This window comes from Pseudorhodobacter ferrugineus DSM 5888, from assembly GCF_000420745.1.
In the GTDB taxonomy this organism is placed as follows: Bacteria; Pseudomonadota; Alphaproteobacteria; order Rhodobacterales; family Rhodobacteraceae; genus Pseudorhodobacter; species Pseudorhodobacter ferrugineus.
In genome coordinates, this window is record NZ_ATVN01000016.1 from 67331 (window position 1) to 85257 (window position 17927).

Consider the following 17927-nt stretch of genomic DNA (forward strand, 5'->3'; position numbering starts at 1 on the left):
TCATCCACGTCGCCTTTGGCAATCTAAATGGCTGTGCCAAGCTATTCGCACAGCGCAGGGGGGGACACCACGCGCGATTCCTAAGGTTTGTCATCGAACGAAGCAGGCGTGCCCTCGGAAATGACGGATGCATTGGTCCATAATTTGACACAATGCAAAGGATTTTGACGCAAAGTCCCATATTTTTACCTTATTGTTGATCAAATTTGCTGAGAAATTGGAAGGTGAGGTAACAAGGCAGGAGAGCCGTTATGCAGTTTTTTCGCCAAAACGAGTCGGACGTGTCCGCCATTGTGGGTTGGGGTGTGCGGGTTATGATTTTGACCAGCGCCGAAGAGGTTACGCAAAGCAAAGCTGCGGTTCGTATCGCGGGTTTGGGTGGCCAGGTTGAGATTGAAAACGAAGCGTTTTCCGCGCTCGACACGCTTATCTTGGATGATACTGGCTATGGCCTGCTGGTGATCGAATGTGATTCGTTCGGCGGGCTGGCGGCAGGGCGCAACCTTGTGTCGATGCTACACAAGGGCGGTGTGTCCTTGCCAGTGATTTTAGTGTCATCCGATTGCACCGAACAAGAGTTTCCCTATGAAGGCAACGCGCCCGTCGTGCTGCGCGCCCCGATTTCGGCCGTATCGCTGCGGGTTGGGTTTGAACATGCGATGCGCGACCGGTTGGTGTTTCAAGCCGCCTAGCCTGAATGGTCACGCATTTGGCCCAAAGCGGTAAATCACAAGCAAAAAGGGCGAACCTTGCGGCCCGCCCTTTCCGTATATCATAAACCTGAAATTCAGGCCGTTAGCTTATGCCAACGAAAGGTTTGTCGCGGATTCGCGACCGTCACGGCCAGCTTCGATATCGAAGGTGACTGCTGCGCCATCGGCGAGAGTACGCAGACCAGCGCGCTCCAGAGCCGAGATGTGCACGAACACGTCTTTGTTGCCGCCTTCTGGCGCAATAAAGCCGAAGCCTTTAGTTTCGTTGAACCATTTCACGGTGCCCTTGGCCATCGCGAGATCTCCTGTCTTAGTTCCGCCCACACAATGCGGCGGCTCGGCACGTCAGCTAGTAATCGAGTTGCTGTGGCCGTGAGGCGGTAGACAGTGGTCGATAGAGATAACGTCGCAACGCCTACATAGGGTTAATCCACACAAATTGCAAGGGTCACTAATGGGGCCAAATTTACTGTGGCAATATTCGCGAGGGAAATCTGCGCAAACCTGTGCCATGATGGCTAAAAGGGAGGGTGTACCGATGCCAGATATTGCGAAAGACTTTAACGGCCAAACCGTTATTACCACATTCGAGATGACCCCGGGGACAGCGGCGGATTTGATGGAGGCATTGCAAGATGCCTATGCCGCGTTCATCCGCCACCAGCCGGGGTTTCTCGGGGCAGGGTTGCACATGAATGACGCGCAGACACGGATTGCCAATTATTCGAAATGGCAACGGCGAGAGGATTTTCAGGCGATGCTGCGCACGCCGGAAATGCGCGAACGCAACCGCGTGATTTCAGGTCTGTGCAGCCGGTTCGAACCCGTAATGTATGAGGTGGTCGAGGCGTTTTGAGCAGGAGAATATTGGTTTACCCATCTCGGGAAGATTGCGGTAGGCTGAGGCTAGGGACGTAATCCTTTCACAGAGGAGAGACAACTATGGTAGCGCAAAGCCTTATCGTGATTTTGATCGTTGGTGGCGTGGCGGGCTGGTTGGCAGGACTGATTGTCAAAGGTTATGGCTATGGTATCATTGGCAATATCGTTATCGGAATTGTCGGTGCCTTGGTCGCCGGATGGATATTCCCGATGCTGGGCCTTGGGTTTGGCGGCGGTATTCTTGCCTCTATCATCCATGCCACGGTTGGCGCGGTGATCGTACTGTTCCTGATCCGCTTGGTCAAACGCGTCTAAGGCGTCAACGCCCCCGCCGTGGTTTGCCGCCCCGCATACCGGCGCGGCCTGCGGTAGACCGGCCTGCCATTTTCTGTGCGTCCTCGACCGCCTCTTCAACCACCGACTGACGGGCGAGCGGGTCGTCGGCGATGGCGAGTTCCACCGCTTCCAGCCGTTTGACCTCATCACGCAGGCGAGCGGCCTCTTCAAATTCAAGGTTTTCGGCGGCTTTGCGCATTTGAACGCGCAACCCGTCAAGGTGGGCTGCAAGGTTGGAGCCGACCATCGGCTTGTCGATTTTCGCGGTGATGCGCGACTGATCGGTATCGCCTTTCCACAGGCCGGCCAGCACATCCTCGACGTTCTTTTTCACCGTGGTGGGGGTGATCCCGTGCAGGGTGTTATAGGCAATTTGTTTATCGCGGCGGCGGTTGGTTTCGCCGATCGCGCGTTCCATCGAACCGGTAATCCGGTCGGCGTACATGATCACGCGGCCATCAGAGTTGCGCGCGGCGCGGCCGATGGTTTGGATCAGCGAGGTTTCCGAGCGCAAAAAGCCCTCTTTATCGGCGTCCAGAATGGCGACGAGGCCACATTCGGGAATGTCCAAACCTTCGCGCAACAGGTTGATGCCGACCAGCACATCAAACGCCCCCAGCCGCAAATCACGAAGGATTTCAATGCGTTCAATGGTGTCGATGTCCGAGTGCATATAGCGAATGCGGATGCCTTGTTCGTGGAAATATTCGGTCAAATCCTCGGCCATGCGTTTGGTCAGCACGGTCACCAGTACGCGCAACCCCGCCAAAGCCACGCGGCGGATTTCATCCAGCAGGTCATCCACTTGGGAGTCGACGGGGCGAATTTCGACCATCGGGTCGATCAGCCCTGTGGGGCGGATAACCTGTTCGGTGAAGACGCCGCCCGCCTGTTCCAATTCCCATTTCGACGGGGTGGCGGAAACGAAAATGGATTGCGGGCGCATCGCATCCCATTCTTCAAATTTTAACGGACGGTTGTCCATGCAGGATGGCAGGCGGAACCCGTGTTCGGCCAGCGTCATCTTGCGCCGAAAGTCGCCTTTGTACATGCCGCCGATTTGCGGGACAGACACGTGGGATTCGTCCGCAAAAACAATGGCATTGTCGGGGATGAATTCGAACAATGTGGGTGGCGGCTCGCCCGGTGCGCGGCCCGTAAGATAGCGGGAATAGTTTTCAATGCCGCTGCAAACGCCCGTTGCCTCTAGCATCTCAAGGTCAAACGAACAGCGCTGCTCCAACCGCTGCGCCTCGAGCAATTTTCCCTCGGACGTTAGCTGGTCCAGCCGCATCCGCAGCTCTTTTTTAATGCCGATGATGGCTTGGTTCATCGTCGGGCGCGGGGTAACGTAGTGGCTGTTGGCATAGATGCGGATTTGGTCAAATGTATCGGTTTTGGCGCCCGTCAGCGGATCAAACTCGATAATCGTTTCAAGCTCTTCCCCGAAAAACGAAAACCGCCATGCGCGGTCGTCAAGGTGGGCGGGCCAAACCTCCAGGCTGTCGCCACGCACGCGGAAACTGCCGCGCTGAAAGGCTTGGTCATTGCGGCGGTATTGCTGGGCGACCAATTCGCCGATGATGTCGCGCTGATTATAGTTTTGCCCCGTGACCAAATCTTGCGTCATCGCGGAATAGGTTTCGACCGAACCGATGCCGTAGATGCACGACACGGACGCGATAATGATCACATCATCGCGTTCCAGCAGCGCACGGGTGGCCGAGTGGCGCATTCGGTCGATCTGTTCGTTAATCTGCGATTCTTTTTCGATGAACGTGTCGGAGCGGGCGACATAGGCTTCGGGTTGGTAATAATCGTAGTAGCTGACGAAATATTCGACGGCATTATCGGGAAAAAACCCTTTAAATTCGCCGTATAATTGCGCCGCCAAGGTTTTGTTGGGGGCAAGGATGATGGCTGGACGCTGGGTTTGTTCAATCACCTTGGCCATGGTGAACGTTTTGCCCGTGCCCGTGGCCCCCAGCAAAACCTGATCGCGTTCGCCGCTGGTGATACCATTCGACAGTTCCACAATCGCCGTGGGCTGGTCGCCTGCGGGTTCAAACGGGGTGGACAGTTTGAACCGCCGCCCGCCTTCCAGTTTGGGCCGTGTCAGAACCTCGGGGCGGAGGGCTGGGGCGTTCATGTTGTTATGGGGCATGGTGATTCCTTTGCGCCCCCTAGATTTGATCTGTTTTTGTTCTGGTTCAAGGGCAGATTAACCCGTTGTTAACCGAGATTTCAGGAAGGTTATCAAATGAAATTCAATTTTATAGAATATCTGAAATAAGATTGCATCTTTTGGTTGAGTTATCCGAAGCCATGTTGCAGGGTATAAAGGCAAGCAGCAAAGACTGTCGACCAATCGTACCAGACACCCCACCCACACCCCAGCGATTGGTCGGCAGCACCCCATCCCCAATCCTGTGTCTAACATGGCAAAGCCCTTGCAAATCCCCCCTTTTTTCCGCCATATGGCCCCAGCAAATTCTAAGGAGCCCTCCATGCGCGCCCGTATTTTTCAGCCAGCCCGCAACGCAATGCAATCTGGGACAGCCAAGACGAAAAACTGGACGCTGGAATTTGTGCCTGCGTCGGCGCGGTCAGTTGATCCGCTGATGGGTTGGACATCGAGTGATGATATGAACTCGCAAGTGCGGCTGCGGTTTGACAGCCGCGACGCCGCAGAAGCCTACGCCAAGACCCACGGGATCGACTACACTGTATCCGAGCCGAAAACCCGCAAGGCCAATATTCGCCCCGGTGGCTATGGTGACAATTTCGCGACCAACCGGCGCGGTGTCTGGACCCACTAAGATGATCTCGATCGCGGCCGAAAGCCCGCTAGGGGCCGATTTGTCCTTGCTGATGGCGCGGCACACGGCAGCATGCCATGCCGATACGCCCGCTGAAAGCATTCATATGATGGATGCGGGGCAATTGGCGGTGCCCGAGGTTTCATTTTTTGTGATGCGCGATGTGGGGGTGCCGGTTGGCATGGGGGCATTCAAACGGATCAATGAAATCCATGCGGAAATAAAATCCATGCATGTATTGGCCGAGGTGCGGGGGCGCGGACTGTCGAAACGCATGTTGACCCATCTGATAGATGAGGCGCGCGCGATGGGCTTTCGGCGGCTAAGCCTTGAGACGGGGATCCAGCCAACCTTCATAGCGGCGGTGGCCCTGTATCAAAAGGCCGGATTTCAGGATTGCCCACCGTTCGAAGGCTATGGCCCAGACCCGAACAGCATTTTCATGACCTTTGCGCTGTAAGGCCCCCTTGCACGGCATTCTGGTCTTGACCAAAAGGGATATATTGCGGGCCAATAGCTCCGCTGGATAGGGCGGCCGTCTTCTAAGCGGCGGGTCTGGGGCCAGAACAAGAATAGAACTACAACGGATTAGGAAAAACGCAGTGGCTTGCGAACCGTTTTCCGAACCGCTATCAAACGCCCACGGTCCCGTAGCTCAACTGGATAGAGCACCTGACTTCTAATCAGGTTGTTGGGGGTTCGAGTCCTCCCGGGATCGCCATTTTTTTGTGTTTGATGTTGTTCGACATCCAAAGACCTGCCAACGCGGCATAAGCATGCACGTTTTGGCGTTTTCATGCAGACCCCCTGTCAAGAACAAAATCGACAGCCCAAAATATTTCTAACAAGCTTTTGATTTCTCGTGTAATTTTACGTTCCACCTTATTGCGGCGGGTTTTGACGCTCCTAAGGCATTACGAGCCGCGGCTTTTGGCAAAGATTACCTCAATCGTTTCGCGCAGCCAGATCATACCGAAGGCCTGGCCATCGGCAGAGAAAGGCTTTGCGCCGTGCGCGCGTAGTTTGGCCAGAATCGTGTTCCGGTGCAGACCAAACTCTGTCTCGATGGTCGCGAGTGTCAGGAACTTATTGTGGAAAGCAGTTATATCGTCATGAGACATTCGATACTGCATTTGCCTCGTATGGGGATGCAAAATCTCTTGGGTCTGAACATGACCGGTCTGGGCCAACGCCAAAAACTGTCCTGCATTCCGCAAGCCAATCGAGCGCCCGAAGGCGGCGGCGGAGATCGAGTCTGTCAGTGTCCGGGCCTCGGTGTCGAGCTTGGGCAGTCTATCAGCCAGCGCGTTTATGTCAGCAGCGCGCACCACGAAGGCATTGTATCTCCCAGATCTATCGGAACGGGCGATGGCTACCGCACCTGACCGCACCGCGTCGAGAATGACACCTATACCGATCCGACTGCGCGACGTAGCTATCTGCAAGGCTTCCCATGTGCCCTCCTCAGCAGATTCTTGGACCGCAAGTGCCGAAAGTTCTTCTACCAAGGCGAGGCCGTCTGCAACGCGCCATCTGGCCAAAATTTTCGCTGCACGGGTGCGGGGCACAAGCACGCAATCCTGCTCCAATGCGGCGAAAGCCGTTTTGGTTGCCCCCATCGCGGCCCGCATTTCTCCTGGGCCAATCCGGGTTGGGATTTCTTCGAGAAGAGCCGCGAAGTCCCGGGCAATAAAGGTCTTGCGGCTATGTGGACGTCCATCTTCCAACGCAAATGCGCCCGCTTCGGTGAGCATCGCGTCGAGGTTAAAGACCGATATCCCCGTCTCGCGGGCCGCCGTAACAATCGAGTGCAAATGGCGTTCCTTCACGGGGTCACCCAGAAGAACGTCGCCAGCTGCATACGGCCAATGCGAAAGAATGCATGTGCGAAGGATCTCCCGGAAAGGTGCAAATGCATCATCGTCCAGAAAATCCCGCGAAAGCTTCCAAAACAGGTTGCCGAATGCCTTACCTGGTTCATCGAGGAACCCACTGGCACGGGCAGCCAGCCAGTCAAGGACACCCCTGAAAGCATCCTCTCCATCCTTTAAAGCGTCAAAGCCTTTCACCAAAGCGAGCCGATGCCGATGCGCTGGAGAGACGATGGTATCGCCTTCTGCTGCGACGAGTTCAGCCCCCAACAGCCCGGAGATTGTTGTCGCTGCGTAAAGGGGGATGCCGTTAAGCCAAGTTGTGTCCACCCCGTTCTCCAGCCTTGCATCAAGCCAGTTGTCGTAGGGCGCAGGTTCTAAACAAGCCTGATCGAAGGAGCCGGACAAGAGCGCCTCCCGGATTTCCTCGAGTCGAGAGCAAAAATCGAGGCGGTGGTCTAACCTTGTGACGGACCAGAGCTCAGTCAGCGGGCTTTCGTGTCGAAGGCATATGCCTGCATCCCGCAATTGCCATTCGCCGCGCATGACCATGACTGCCAGCGGTTCATCGGGAAGTCGTGCTGCATCTTCGGCCAGACATCTTGGGCAGCCGCGCATGACCGGGTTCCGCAATGCACGTGAACCGAAAGTTTCGCCTCGGAACCGCATTCGGACATCGCCGGACGGGACGCCAGTCCAAGACAGCATTTCCTCCAGATCCTGATCGTTAAGGCCGCCCCATTTCGCAAGACCGGAAATCGCCGGTTCGTCCAGATTGATAACGCGCTTGAGCGAGACGCCCATATCCAGACAGAAACGCTGAGCGGTTACGCCCTTTGATGCGGCCAGCCGGGACACGTAAGAGGGAACGGTTTCGCGGGGCTCCGGCGGAAGTCCGAAAATTAAAGTGTTTGGCACGAAACAGATGATCCAGACGCGTTAGGGGATGATTTGATCTATCGGCAATGATCACAATATCAGTATCGCTCGCAAAGCTGCACTGCAATGGAACAGACAAAATCTGACCATTCACCACGAAGTTTAGGGCAGCGAAAGCAGCAAGCATCACTGTCCGCATGCTTAACACACCCGCAGAAGAGGCAAGCACTTCAAGAAGCATTTGGTCGCTCAGGCGGCACCTCGGTCGCCCCGGATGGGAGATGCCGAGCCGGTCTTGAGATGTCAAAAGGCAGGCAGTGCAAACCATTTAAAAAAATGAAAATCAAGAAAAATATTTTAGATCAATGGGCTACTGCTACGTGCGATGTGATTTCTAATTGACACTCGGAGGGATCACCAAGTATCATTTCCACACCATGACAAGAAACATACCGCATATTCAGCGCGCGATTAGCGCCATCTGAACCCCTCCCCGGGGGCCGGTCTTGTCTGTCATTTCCTCTACAGCATTGATGCCATTTCGGCTGGGCCTATGCCCACGGTTCTCCCGGATATCAAACATCAGGAGATCATCATGTCCAATATCCGATCCATATTCCACGCCGCTGTTTCCTTCGCTGTCGCGAGCCTTTTGTCGCCAATGAACAAGGAGCGACATCGAAATGTATAATGGCTCAAATGACCGGCTGGCAGTGTTGCCAACGATGCTTGACGTCCCCCGCCTCGAAGACATGGAGGCTCGCTTTTTGGCGTTTTGGACCACGATGCGGCGGAACATCCATGGCTATGACCGCAAGGCAAAGCTGGACTTCATCATGGAACGTAAAGCCAAGAACCTAGCCGCCGACGCACATAAGCGCCGCCTTCAAGAGGCAGGGCTATCCTCGGTCAAAGCTGACGCGCGGCCTGCGATCATCGCGCTGGCGCAAAAGGGCGGCAGACTGATCGGGCCCATAACGGCTGATGAAGTCCACGCACTGGTCGCCGCGCTACATGCCGAAAGCGGCTGGATGCGCGATGTTTCGACTTGGATCATGCACCAGATGCTTCGGCATGTAGCAGAAGGCGGGCACGGTGCCGCGCTGCCGCCGATGATCCTCACAGGCCCACCGGGTATCGGCAAATCTCATTACGCACGAAGGTTCGCAGAGCTGGCTGGCCTGCCGGTCCGCATGATCGACGTGGGCGGCGGAAGCGCAGGTTTCCGCATCAGTGGCACTGAAAAAGGTTGGGGAACCGAACAACCCGGTATTCCAGTTGAGACGATCCTAGCATCTAGGGTCGCCAACCCGTTGATGATCGTCGACGAAGTCGACAAGGCAGGCACCGCCTACAGCACGCGCGGTTCATCCAGTAGTTTGACGACCTCATTGCTGCAAATGCTTGAACCGAACACCGCGCGGCATTTCGAATGCCCGTTTCACAGGATCCCGTTCAATATGTCGCGGGTCATGTGGATTATGACCGCAAATGATGTGGACCGGATTCCCGCACCTTTGCGCGACCGCTCACGCGTGTTCGTCTTGCCACAGCTTTCTGCAGTCGACGCAATGGCGCATTTTGATCGGCTGTCATCATCGTCGGAAACGACAGATGAAGAGGAGTTGGATCGTTGCCGCAGCTTCATCGAGCAGATGTCGGATAGTTCAGGTGGGATTAGCCTCCGGCAGATCGGACGGTTGGCCGAAGCGGTGAGGTCGCGCCCTAAAGCGATTTACAATTGAAACTGTGTCGGCTCTCTTTCAAGGGCCGACAGCACCCTGCTTGGAAACAATCAGATTGACGGGGCAGAACCGTTGTCTCGTTTATTGCTTGGCTCTCGATGCAACAACACAAACAATGGGAGGGTGCCAAAGTCGTCGTTATTTTCCCATTTCGAATTGTGTCATGAAAGCAATCTCAGGAGCACGTATCGTGAAACTTTTTGTTCTGGCAGACCTCCACCTCGACGAAATCACAGATGGTGGTTTTTTGGCCCGTCTTGGTGAGGCAATATTTCGCGTCGGACGAGAAGCGGACGTCATGATTGTCGCGGGCGATTTGGCCGAGTTTGCAATCGGTAAATGGCCGTCTGCATTGCGTTGGCTTGGCACGCTCTATCCCTCGGCAAAGACCGTGATTGTCCCCGGAAATCATGACTATTACGGTGGTAATATCAGCACGTTAGATGATCAGCTTGAACGTATCTGCGCTGAGGCGGGCTGCAATTTTGGCCAATGTCGGCGCATCGTTTTGGGAAGCACGCAAGTTCTTATGGCAACACTGTGGACCGACATGAATCTGTTCGGAGCAAACGGCAAAGACGCCGCTGCAGATTCACAATTGGATGCACGAAACATGATGCCTGATTATGCAGACTACGCCATCACGGTTGGTAATCCTGAACGACAGCTGCACCCAAATGACACCATAGCTGTGCATCAAAAGCACAAAGCGTGGTTGTTGTCGGAGCTGTCTCGGTCGTGGGCAGGCAAAACGGCGGTCGTGACACATCATGCGCCATCTTCAGCCGCAATCGGAGAAATGACGCCCCTCTCGCCCTGTTTCGCGAGCGATCTGACAGATGAGATCGAAAAGTATAAGCCCGAAGCTTGGCTGTTTGGCCATACGCACAAACACGCGGAACTGCGGATGGCAGGGGTTTGCCCGTCCCTGGGGCTCCCTGCAGAATTAGGTTCTTTTTGTCGCCCAAGCGGCGCATGATGTTGGTCAGAGCATCAGTGGACATAAAGCCACCTTCGGCGATGATATCCTCAACCGTATAGGTGATTGCTATAGAATTATCTTCAGTCGCCTCGGTGTCGCCTTCAATAACGCTCAGAGGCTCTGCTTCAATGGCGAATTTTTCTGCCCAGTAGGGCTGTTTCAAGAAGTGAGCGTAATCCTGTTCCCCATTCTCGAACGTAAAAGCCACCAAGCGTCTCGCTAGTTCATCATCTTCAATGCGCGCGCGGACGACGGTTGTGCGATAGGTATATAAAAACCATTCCCGCGCAGGATCCAAAGCCTCCCAATTCACGTCAACGGTTTGGCCATCATCACGAACGCCGGTAATTGTGCCGACCGCCTTGATCTTCATAGCACTTACTGGGCGCCCGTAGTTTTCAAATGGCACGTCCTTTTTGCGAACATATGATGTCTTGATCGCAATCCGGTCGCCTAACTTCATCTGCCGCACAAGTTTTGAAAACTTATCGTCATAACCGTTTGCCCAAATCGCGTCAGAAACGAACCTGTCAGTTTGATCAACATTGTCCCAACTGGCACCGACGAACCAGTAGTTTGTTCCATCCGGGACAACTTCATCCTCGGGCGCCGATTCGTCATCTTCTTTGCCTTTGAACTTCGTTTGCACCCCTTTGAAAAGTGCGACAGCCGCTTCGTCTGAAAGATCAGCCGCCAAGCCAGCCTCAGTCAGCGCCCAAACGCCACGCTCAGGCGCATACATTAAACCGGCTTTTGTTAAATAAAACCTTGCCCAAGCAATGCTGTTCTCAAACTTTGGCTTCCCGTTGGAATTCACCTGATCGCGGATTTCATCAGGAATGCCATACTTATCCGCAATACTTGCGAAAACCTCACGCGGTTTTGCAGGCCTACCAAGCGTTCGAAGCGTGTCAAGAACTGGACGAAAGTAACTTACAAATTGCGGAGCACCATCTATCTTGTCTTCGTAAACCTTCACGCGAAATCTCCCCGAAATGGCGCGAAACGGCCATTTGGCTGATATGTTAGCTGACAATAGGTTGCTGGCAATGGGGTATGAACAGTGAATGGAAATCAATCGGAGTGTCGTTTGACTCTCGAAGGAATGGCCCCCTATGCAGTTCTGCCCCAGCGGATGCAGACTTCGCGGTGTTGTTCGTATATCGCACGGGCATCACCGCTATACTCAATTCCAGCGGCGTCGAGGCCCTTCAAAAAGCCCTCACATACAGCTTCGTTTGTCTTGCCGCCAGCATTCCCCAACATTGCTGTCAGTTGCGGCAACTCGTTGTGAACGCAGTAGATGCAAAGACGATCGAGATTTAGAGCGCCGGTTACCCAATTGCCCCAATTGTCTTTGCTTTCATCGAACACACCGGACGCGATAGCCAGATGCTTGAAGTCGGTAGGTGCGCCTGTTTTTGCTGCTTCGATCAGGTGATCAATTGCCCGCTTCAGTTCGAAACCCTTGACGATTCTGGTCGAAAGCTCAGCCATTGCAGCGACGCATAGCTCGGCGGTCATTTTGCCCGCATCTCTGTGGCGAGATATGATCAGCTCAAGTTGCTCAGGTGTTTTAGTTTTCAGGTCCATTGCTCTGCCTCTTTTTAAAGGAACATCCTCATGCAGATTTTTGTTGCAAACAAGGTGCCTTTATTCGACCAGACTGACTATCGGCTCCGGAACCGACGCCAATTTCAGATATCGACCCGATCCGATGACAGGGAACAGGTTAAGACTACTTCCTCCCCGATTTCTTAGCCGGACTGAAAGCAAGCGAAATATTTGACCTGATAGGCGTTGTAGCCTTAGTTCATCAAGTTCTGTGCCCATCGGTTCCCCGCCGGGCATGGCCTTTCTTCTACTGCCGCAGAAATTGCCCGGCCATAGCCCTTGTCCAGCAAGCTGAAATCTCTGGGTGTTGATTTCCGTGTCGGATTGACCCATTTTTTTTCATTTGGCGCTGAGCCCTCTGCAACATGATAATCTCATGAAAAGGCGGCGGAATTCTTGATGCCAGTGGGTCAAGGCGTTTCGGAAAACTGGGGATCAATTCCTCGCAGAATTCAACAGTCACACACATTAACAGTATAAGGTTGCCGCACCCCATGACAATATGCTCTCCAATCGAGGCTTGGCGTGATCTGAACCCAAAATTCTTACAACTTCGTGGTCGCCGATATATGCCCCTAAATGGGCTACTATTTTTTCTTGAGAACTCAATATTTCTCGCGATGCACTTAGGCCACCGACCAAACCTCGATCCCTTATACATGAGAAATATACGACGCCGAATGCCAGCGCCGCGTATGTGTCAATGGGCCAGTTGTGAGTAACTGTCGCCTGAACATCTGCTGTAATGGCGCTGGCCACTCCAGTCGAGCCAATCCCGCCAATCATTCTCGCAGCTCCACCGCTACAGATATTTGCTACGATGGCCCGCGATCGTTCCGGCTTCGGAAGGCAGGAGAAATCCTCGATATTGAAAACTTCATAGTTTTCGAGCACAAGGCCACTTTCCAGAACGTCGTTAGGATCATGATTTCCGTGACCAGTTATCCATAAAAGTTCATAATCCCAAGACGACCAAAATTCACAAAATTCCTTTTTACCGGTAGGGCCTGCCCAAACCTGAACATCTATTCCTACCTCCATTCCTAATCTTGAAATCGCGTCAACTTCGACCTCGGTGGTGTGCGTTTCCCCGGGCCATATCAGAACTCGTTTAACCTCGGGAGCGGCGAAGCGAGATGAAAGCGATATATTTTGAGACAAACCCTGAATTAGATCCCTGTCTACCAGCGGAGTAAGCGGAACGGGGTGGTTTGGGAAGGGGAGTAAAAATTTAAGATTGGCATTCTTGGAAATAACTTTTGACGCTTCCTCAATTTTATAGTGGTCCAGGACTTGTTTTTCCAATGCCGGACCATTTTCTGGGGCCGGCGCGCCACGAAGTCTGAAGTTAATTTTCGGATTTCTGTCACCGGCAGGTCCGCGAAAATAGTCATTGAAGGCTTCCGACGCGACACCAAGCATCTGCTCCAGGCTCGAGAGAACGTCTTGGTCGTCTGGTGACCACGACGTGTCAGGCCCGACCCAAGCAACACCATCGCCATTATTAGGCATAACGAGAAGTGTTTGCTGAGCCATCTCCGGGTCATATGGCCTCCCATACCATGAACTTAGGACCTCTATCACGGCGCCCAGATCAGCGTCTTTGCTCAGCAGTAGGAGCAGCGGGTAGAGGAGCGTAATGCGCGCCTCCATTACAATATCTGTTCTGATTCTGTTTCCTTGGCTGCTCTCCACGACGGCACGAAACTTCTGGATCTCGTGAATGATCTCAACTTTTCGCTCCAACCACTTCTCGTGGCAAGTTGTTGCGACATTCAAAAATTGAAGGCGCTCATGATCACGAAACCCTCCTGGGTAGGTTGCAAGAAAATGTGCTGCGACCTCCTCTGGAGGCCTCGTTGCATATTTTGACCCAGGTCCAATCAGCAAGCTGGCGAACCTAACTTTCTGTTCGTCGGTAATTAATGGCATTTCTAACCAGCTCTCAGCTGAGGCTATTAGATCGGGAAGAGTTTCATGGTCGACATGTGCGGCCCAGTTTATTAGAAATAACAACGCCTCTATTCCAGAACCAGCATCTGGGCCATCTGCTTCCGAGATCGCGTGCCCTAAGCAGTAGTAAAAGTGATTTCTTGCAAGTTCATCCAATCCACCGAACTTTACTGCTACATAGTAGGCAGACGAGATCCAGTCAGTGAGGAACTGAATGGAGAAATTGTTTATGGTTCCACTCGCGCGGTCAAAGGGTGGAAGTGAAAAATCGGCTTCTTCGCCTCCTCCGTTAATTTTGTAGTTGCGCGATATCGACCATAATATCCAATCGTAGGCTTGGGCCAGCTCCCCAACGTTTTTGAGCCGATGAATGAAGGGTTGAGAGACGGCAAACTTTATAGCGTCAATGATAAGATGATCCTGCTCTCTAATCACTGAAACAGTCAAAGCGGAAAGGTCTTTTCGCAAAAAAACTCCGCGTTCAAGAAATCCTTTTTGCTCAAGTTTCTGAGATAAAATAGTATCTTGAAACAGTGCTTGCGCGAGATTTAAGCCAGCTTCATCTGTCCAGTCAAAATCAGACTCCCACAAAAAATTGGAAGGTTGAACCTTACTGAAGTATTGAAACATCTCTTTAAGCGATGGCATTTATTGGAATTCTCTCGATGATTACAAAATTATACCTGTAGCGCGACAGGTAGTAGCGGAGGGTTCAGAACCTGAAAAACAGTAGGAACCACTATGTTACACGGCAGATTAGCCTGATTTTCGTCGAGAAGGAACTCTGACTTCCTTACGAAGCTGCCGTGCGGCATCAGGCAGCCCGCAAATTTCCGCTAATGGGATGTACCGGCTGCTTCACCCAGCAGGTTAGACTGAGCTTAGTTTCACCTGCATATAGGAGAAGTAGCATGGCGAAGGTTGAGTTTGATGATCTGATGTCGGTTGGCATCGATATTGGTAAAGACACATTTCACATTGTTGGTTTTGATCACGATGGGCAGCGTGTTCTGCGTAAGCAGATCAAACGCCTTGCATTGGTCACGATGTTCGAAAAGTTGCCGCGTTGTATTGTCGGAATGGAGGCGTGTCTGAGTGCTCACTTTGTCAGTCGCACGCTGCGCAAGATGGGTTTTGAGCCTCGGATTATTCCAGCGATCTACGTAAAACCGTTCAATAAGGGCCAGAAGAACGACTATAATGACGCGGAAGCCATCGCTGAAGCGGCGCTGCGTCCGAACTTGAATGCAGTCTCCGAGAAGAGCCAAGACCAGCTCGATTTGCAAGCATTGCATCGCGTGCGGTCACGTCTGGTGTCGCGTCGAACAGCAACAATCAATCAGATCCGTGCGTTCCTGATCGAACAGGGCATAACGGTGCGCAAAGGTCTGCGCGCGTTGAAGAATTCCTTCGAAACCATTCTTGAAGAACGCAAAGATGAGATATCACTGCGGATGCGCAAGATACTCATCGGGCTCTATGGTGATTGGATGTGGATGGATGATCGGATCGATACAGTCTCAAAAGAGATCGAGGACATCAGCCGGACGGAAGAGAACTGCGTCAACGTGATGACGGTGCCTGGAATTGGCCCGATGATCTCGACGGCGATGGTGGCGGCTGTCGGTGAAGGTGAGGCCTTTGATCGTGGTCGTGACTTTGCGGCTTGGGTGGGGTTGGTCCCTCGACAATACAGCACGGGCGGCCGAACTATATTGGGACGGATCACCAAACGTGGAAGCAGGTATTTACGCATGCTGTTCGTTCAGGCGGCTAAGGTTATCCTGATGCGACCCCACCGATGGCCGGACTTCAGCTTCGGTGCATGGCTCACCCGCGCATCAGAGCGAATGCATCGCAATAAGCTGGCAATCGCTTTGGCGAACAAATTGGCCCGGATGGCGTGGAGCATATTGAGACATAAAACGGCGTTTGATGCGCCCAGAGATGAGATCATGGCTGGCGTCTAAGGCACAACCAAGATCCAAAGAAGTTCGCGATAGATAGAAAGCATGGAACGGAAATATTACGCCCCCAGAGTCTGACGGCCCAAATGGTCAAAATCGACCTGTCCGGTAATGAGATCACGGTGCGAGCGTAACCCCAACAAGGCCACGACCCGCGTGTCGATCAACAGGCCGGATACATATGAGCGACTTCCGAGAACATGCCAGAAATCATTTGCGAACAGCAGCCGGTACATACATTTGGGCCGATTACGCTAGCCAAGGCATGGTCGGCACAGGAAACCGGAAGCGCGAGTTCTCTGGCTATTCGCCCAGTTGAAAATTGGGGGACTACCCAAGGCCAAGCGCTTCCATCGGAAAAATAGTTCGAAGTTGACACTCGAAACGTTCGGCATCCGCGAATAAGTCGATGTTTTGATTTCCGTGTCGGATTGACCAATTTTTTCATTTGGCGCTGAGCCCTCTGCAACATGATAATCTCATGAAAAGCCGGCGGAATTCTTGATGCCAGTGGGTCAAGGCGTTTCGGAAAACTGGGGCCAATTCCTCGCAGAATTCAACATTAACGACAGCAGATTGCCGCTCAACAAACCCTTGTTTTAGGTAAATCGTTAGAGCGCTGATTCTAACATCAAATCAGGTTCAGAAGCACATCCATTGTCAAAGCCGTGCCAGCGCCGATACCGACCAGCTCCAGCATGGACCTGAGCTGACGTGCATCAACCACTTGACCCGTAAGCGCTGCCTTTGCTTGGAGAGCGCCGCCTACGAGGACCGATGTCATAACCCCGTCTTGGATCAAGTGGCCGAGGCTTTCACCTGCCAAGTCTTCAAGCGTCTTGCGGGTCAGATCTGCGATTTCATCGTTGCTTACATTGGAGTCGAATAGCCGACCGGCGAACGCATCGCCGCTGGCGGCAAAAGCTTCGGATGTAACCATAATGTCGGTGTCCGGGTAACGTGCGAAGTGCTCTACGATCGCGGACGGACCCTGCACCGCTTTGAGCTGCACCTCATGGATCACATTATCCTCTATCCAAAATTCGATGTCGGCACCTGGATGGTTGGTTGCGTCGAACAGACTGGCCGTTACGGTATCTCCGTCCAGATTTTCCGCCTGAGCCACCAGCATTTCGTGAAAGATACCCTTCACATTCGACGTGACACCACGCAGTTGATCAGGATTCATGCCACAGACATACGCGCCCAGTTCATCGTCTGATGCCTGACCAAGTGATGTCTTCGAGCGGCGGAGTGCATCGAGCACCAGTTCTTGATCTGCGGTCCAGCCGGATACTTTTCCAGCGATCAATTGCTGAAGGGTAACGGCGATTGCGACTGCCGCACTGCGATGATGTCTCATGCGTTTTCCAGACGGGTCTGTAAGGACCGGAAATTGTTCACATGCCCACGGAGTCGCGCGCGGTTGTAGATTTTCAGGTCGTCGAACCGGTTTTCTGTAAAGGCTAGATCGATTCGAGCCAGGAGCGGCGTGATCCCAATGCGCGACATCAGAGCCATTTCGCGACCTGTTACCTCTGCATCAGAATTGAGGGTATTTTGGATTGCCGCAATCAGAGCATCTGCCGCCTTTAGGATCGCCTGCTCTTCTTCGGAAAGACCTTCTGTGCGTCGTGCGTGTCCCAAAATTGCGCGCCGGATTTTGATGGATCCATAGATACCGGCACCCACGGCACCCACCCCCAGAACTGCGGTGCCGGCAGCAACGCCACCACCGACAAGACCTCCCACCCAATACAGAGTGGCGGTGGTTTTGGCCGCGCCTGACAATCCTGCAAGGGCGGCCCCTGTGCTGGCTGTCCCGAGAGTGTTGATTGTCACTGAGAACTGACCCGGCATTGTCACCGCGATTTGACCCACCCATTAGTTATGTTCTCTATGTCATGATGGCGTCAATGCTGTTGCCTCCTTTCGCTTTTTCTTCGCTGTTTCGGAGCTGGCCTTGAAGCGGTAGCTGTCATTGCCAGTCTCGAGGATGTGGCAGCGATGGGTAAGACGATCGAGCAGTGCGGTGGTCATCTTGGCATCGCCGAACACGCTGGCCCATTCGCTGAAGCTCAGGTTGGTGGTGATGATGACGCTGGTGCGTTCATACAGCTTGCTCAGAAGGTGGAAGAGCAATGCACCGCCAGAGGCACTGAACGG

At 53.4% G+C, this 17927-nt stretch carries 18 protein-coding genes, 1 tRNA gene and 1 pseudogene; 10 read left to right on the forward strand and 10 right to left on the reverse strand.

The window, feature by feature from the left end; translation table 11 throughout:
- The first annotated feature begins 251 nt into the window (after nucleotides 1–251).
- Nucleotides 252–692, forward strand: a complete 441-nt coding sequence (locus tag G560_RS0114175; protein WP_022704963.1) for a hypothetical protein — start codon at nucleotides 252–254, stop codon at nucleotides 690–692.
- 108 nt (nucleotides 693–800) lie between these two features.
- On the opposite strand, the gene G560_RS0114180 is transcribed toward G560_RS0114175, so the two are convergent.
- Nucleotides 801–1007 carry a cold-shock protein gene (locus G560_RS0114180; protein WP_028914118.1) on the reverse strand — a complete coding sequence of 69 codons (207 nt, stop codon included), beginning with the start codon at nucleotides 1005–1007 and terminating at the stop codon, nucleotides 801–803.
- A gap of 244 nt (nucleotides 1008–1251) precedes the next feature.
- Between G560_RS0114180 and G560_RS0114185 the strand changes: the two genes are divergently transcribed.
- Nucleotides 1252–1569, forward strand: a complete 318-nt coding sequence (locus tag G560_RS0114185; RefSeq protein WP_022704964.1) for an antibiotic biosynthesis monooxygenase family protein — start codon at nucleotides 1252–1254, stop codon at nucleotides 1567–1569.
- Nucleotides 1570–1655: 86 nt separating this feature from the next.
- Nucleotides 1656–1910: a GlsB/YeaQ/YmgE family stress response membrane protein gene (locus G560_RS0114190; RefSeq protein WP_022704965.1), complete on the forward strand. Its 255-nt coding sequence runs from the start codon at nucleotides 1656–1658 to the stop codon at nucleotides 1908–1910.
- Nucleotides 1911–1914: 4 nt separating this feature from the next.
- Here G560_RS0114190 and uvrB read toward each other — a convergent pair whose 3' ends face one another.
- Nucleotides 1915–4095, reverse strand: a complete 2181-nt coding sequence (gene uvrB, locus G560_RS0114195) for an excinuclease ABC subunit UvrB (protein ID WP_022704966.1) — start codon at nucleotides 4093–4095, stop codon at nucleotides 1915–1917.
- 343 nt (nucleotides 4096–4438) lie between these two features.
- Between uvrB and G560_RS0114200 the strand changes: the two genes are divergently transcribed.
- The 3 genes from G560_RS0114200 to G560_RS0114210 all read left to right on the forward strand — a co-directional run bounded on the left by G560_RS0114200 (nucleotide 4439) and on the right by G560_RS0114210 (nucleotide 5471).
- Nucleotides 4439–4750, forward strand: coding sequence for an ETC complex I subunit (locus G560_RS0114200; RefSeq protein WP_028914119.1), 312 nt, complete (start codon nucleotides 4439–4441; stop codon nucleotides 4748–4750).
- Between the two features lies 1 nt (nucleotide 4751).
- Nucleotides 4752–5210 carry a GNAT family N-acetyltransferase gene (locus tag G560_RS0114205; protein ID WP_022704968.1) on the forward strand — a complete coding sequence of 153 codons (459 nt, stop codon included), beginning with the start codon at nucleotides 4752–4754 and terminating at the stop codon, nucleotides 5208–5210.
- Between the two features lie 184 nt (nucleotides 5211–5394).
- Nucleotides 5395–5471 (forward strand) — tRNA-Arg (locus G560_RS0114210).
- Between the two features lie 193 nt (nucleotides 5472–5664).
- Here the strand turns inward: G560_RS0114210 and G560_RS0114215 are convergent.
- Entirely contained in the window at nucleotides 5665–7539 is a 1875-nt protein-coding gene (locus G560_RS0114215; RefSeq protein WP_162140868.1) for a TniQ family protein, read from the reverse strand.
- A gap of 87 nt (nucleotides 7540–7626) precedes the next feature.
- Between G560_RS0114215 and G560_RS21060 the strand changes: the two genes are divergently transcribed.
- The 3 genes from G560_RS21060 (at nucleotide 7627) to G560_RS21770 (ending at nucleotide 10224) form a co-directional block, all read left to right on the forward strand.
- Nucleotides 7627–7902 carry a hypothetical protein gene (locus G560_RS21060; protein WP_155947293.1) on the forward strand — a complete coding sequence of 92 codons (276 nt, stop codon included), beginning with the start codon at nucleotides 7627–7629 and terminating at the stop codon, nucleotides 7900–7902.
- 281 nt (nucleotides 7903–8183) lie between these two features.
- Nucleotides 8184–9245: an AAA family ATPase gene (locus G560_RS20365; protein WP_022704970.1), complete on the forward strand. Its 1062-nt coding sequence runs from the start codon at nucleotides 8184–8186 to the stop codon at nucleotides 9243–9245.
- Between the two features lie 163 nt (nucleotides 9246–9408).
- Nucleotides 9409–10224: a metallophosphoesterase gene (locus G560_RS21770; RefSeq protein ID WP_420835085.1), complete on the forward strand. Its 816-nt coding sequence runs from the start codon at nucleotides 9409–9411 to the stop codon at nucleotides 10222–10224.
- Nucleotides 10225–10927: 703 nt separating this feature from the next.
- Here the strand turns inward: G560_RS21770 and G560_RS21775 are convergent.
- The 3 genes and pseudogenes from G560_RS21775 to G560_RS0114235 form a co-directional block, all read right to left on the reverse strand.
- Nucleotides 10928–11206 (reverse strand): annotated as a pseudogene (locus G560_RS21775) (winged helix-turn-helix domain-containing protein); the annotation flags it as partial.
- Nucleotides 11207–11340: 134 nt separating this feature from the next.
- Nucleotides 11341–11820: a hypothetical protein gene (locus G560_RS0114230; protein WP_022704972.1), complete on the reverse strand. Its 480-nt coding sequence runs from the start codon at nucleotides 11818–11820 to the stop codon at nucleotides 11341–11343.
- Between the two features lie 489 nt (nucleotides 11821–12309).
- Nucleotides 12310–14442 (reverse strand): CHAT domain-containing protein, encoded by a 2133-nt coding sequence (locus G560_RS0114235; RefSeq protein ID WP_022704973.1) that lies wholly within the window; start codon nucleotides 14440–14442, stop codon nucleotides 12310–12312.
- A 263-nt stretch (nucleotides 14443–14705) separates the two neighbouring features.
- Between G560_RS0114235 and G560_RS0114240 the strand changes: the two genes are divergently transcribed.
- Complete coding sequence (locus G560_RS0114240; RefSeq protein ID WP_022704974.1) at nucleotides 14706–15764, forward strand: IS110 family RNA-guided transposase; 1059 nt, start codon at nucleotides 14706–14708, stop codon at nucleotides 15762–15764.
- A 56-nt stretch (nucleotides 15765–15820) separates the two neighbouring features.
- Here the strand turns inward: G560_RS0114240 and G560_RS21225 are convergent, their stop codons facing one another.
- The 4 genes from G560_RS21225 to G560_RS0114265 form a co-directional block, all read right to left on the reverse strand.
- Complete coding sequence (locus G560_RS21225; protein WP_022704975.1) at nucleotides 15821–15997, reverse strand: hypothetical protein; 177 nt, start codon at nucleotides 15995–15997, stop codon at nucleotides 15821–15823.
- Between the two features lie 395 nt (nucleotides 15998–16392).
- Complete coding sequence (locus G560_RS20375; RefSeq protein WP_022704977.1) at nucleotides 16393–17124, reverse strand: hypothetical protein; 732 nt, start codon at nucleotides 17122–17124, stop codon at nucleotides 16393–16395.
- Nucleotides 17121–17642 (reverse strand): hypothetical protein, encoded by a 522-nt coding sequence (locus G560_RS0114260; RefSeq protein WP_162140867.1) that lies wholly within the window; start codon nucleotides 17640–17642, stop codon nucleotides 17121–17123. Before G560_RS0114260 ends, G560_RS20375 begins: the two co-directional genes overlap by 4 nt.
- A 21-nt stretch (nucleotides 17643–17663) precedes the next feature.
- On the reverse strand, nucleotides 17664–17927 hold a 264-nt coding region (locus G560_RS0114265; protein ID WP_022704681.1), incomplete at its 5' end, for an ATP-binding protein.

Bases quoted from the DNA above. Each gene is read 5' to 3' on its own strand.
- G560_RS0114175 (WP_022704963.1), top strand. From the start codon at position 252: ATGCAGTTTTTTCGCCAAAACGAGTCGGACGTGTCCGCCATTGTGGGT.
- G560_RS0114180 (WP_028914118.1), bottom strand. From the start codon at position 1,007: ATGGCCAAGGGCACCGTGAAATGGTTCAACGAAACTAAAGGCTTCGGC.
- G560_RS0114185 (WP_022704964.1), top strand. From the start codon at position 1,252: ATGCCAGATATTGCGAAAGACTTTAACGGCCAAACCGTTATTACCACA.
- G560_RS0114190 (WP_022704965.1), top strand. From the start codon at position 1,656: ATGGTAGCGCAAAGCCTTATCGTGATTTTGATCGTTGGTGGCGTGGCG.
- uvrB (WP_022704966.1), bottom strand. From the start codon at position 4,095: ATGCCCCATAACAACATGAACGCCCCAGCCCTCCGCCCCGAGGTTCTG.
- G560_RS0114200 (WP_028914119.1), top strand. From the start codon at position 4,439: ATGCGCGCCCGTATTTTTCAGCCAGCCCGCAACGCAATGCAATCTGGG.
- G560_RS0114205 (WP_022704968.1), top strand. From the start codon at position 4,752: ATGATCTCGATCGCGGCCGAAAGCCCGCTAGGGGCCGATTTGTCCTTG.
- G560_RS21060 (WP_155947293.1), top strand. From the start codon at position 7,627: ATGGAACAGACAAAATCTGACCATTCACCACGAAGTTTAGGGCAGCGA.
- G560_RS20365 (WP_022704970.1), top strand. From the start codon at position 8,184: ATGTATAATGGCTCAAATGACCGGCTGGCAGTGTTGCCAACGATGCTT.
- G560_RS21770 (WP_420835085.1), top strand. From the start codon at position 9,409: ATGAAAGCAATCTCAGGAGCACGTATCGTGAAACTTTTTGTTCTGGCA.
- G560_RS0114230 (WP_022704972.1), bottom strand. From the start codon at position 11,820: ATGGACCTGAAAACTAAAACACCTGAGCAACTTGAGCTGATCATATCT.
- G560_RS0114235 (WP_022704973.1), bottom strand. From the start codon at position 14,442: ATGCCATCGCTTAAAGAGATGTTTCAATACTTCAGTAAGGTTCAACCT.
- G560_RS0114240 (WP_022704974.1), top strand. From the start codon at position 14,706: ATGGCGAAGGTTGAGTTTGATGATCTGATGTCGGTTGGCATCGATATT.
- G560_RS21225 (WP_022704975.1), bottom strand. From the start codon at position 15,997: ATGTACCGGCTGCTGTTCGCAAATGATTTCTGGCATGTTCTCGGAAGT.
- G560_RS20375 (WP_022704977.1), bottom strand. From the start codon at position 17,124: ATGAGACATCATCGCAGTGCGGCAGTCGCAATCGCCGTTACCCTTCAG.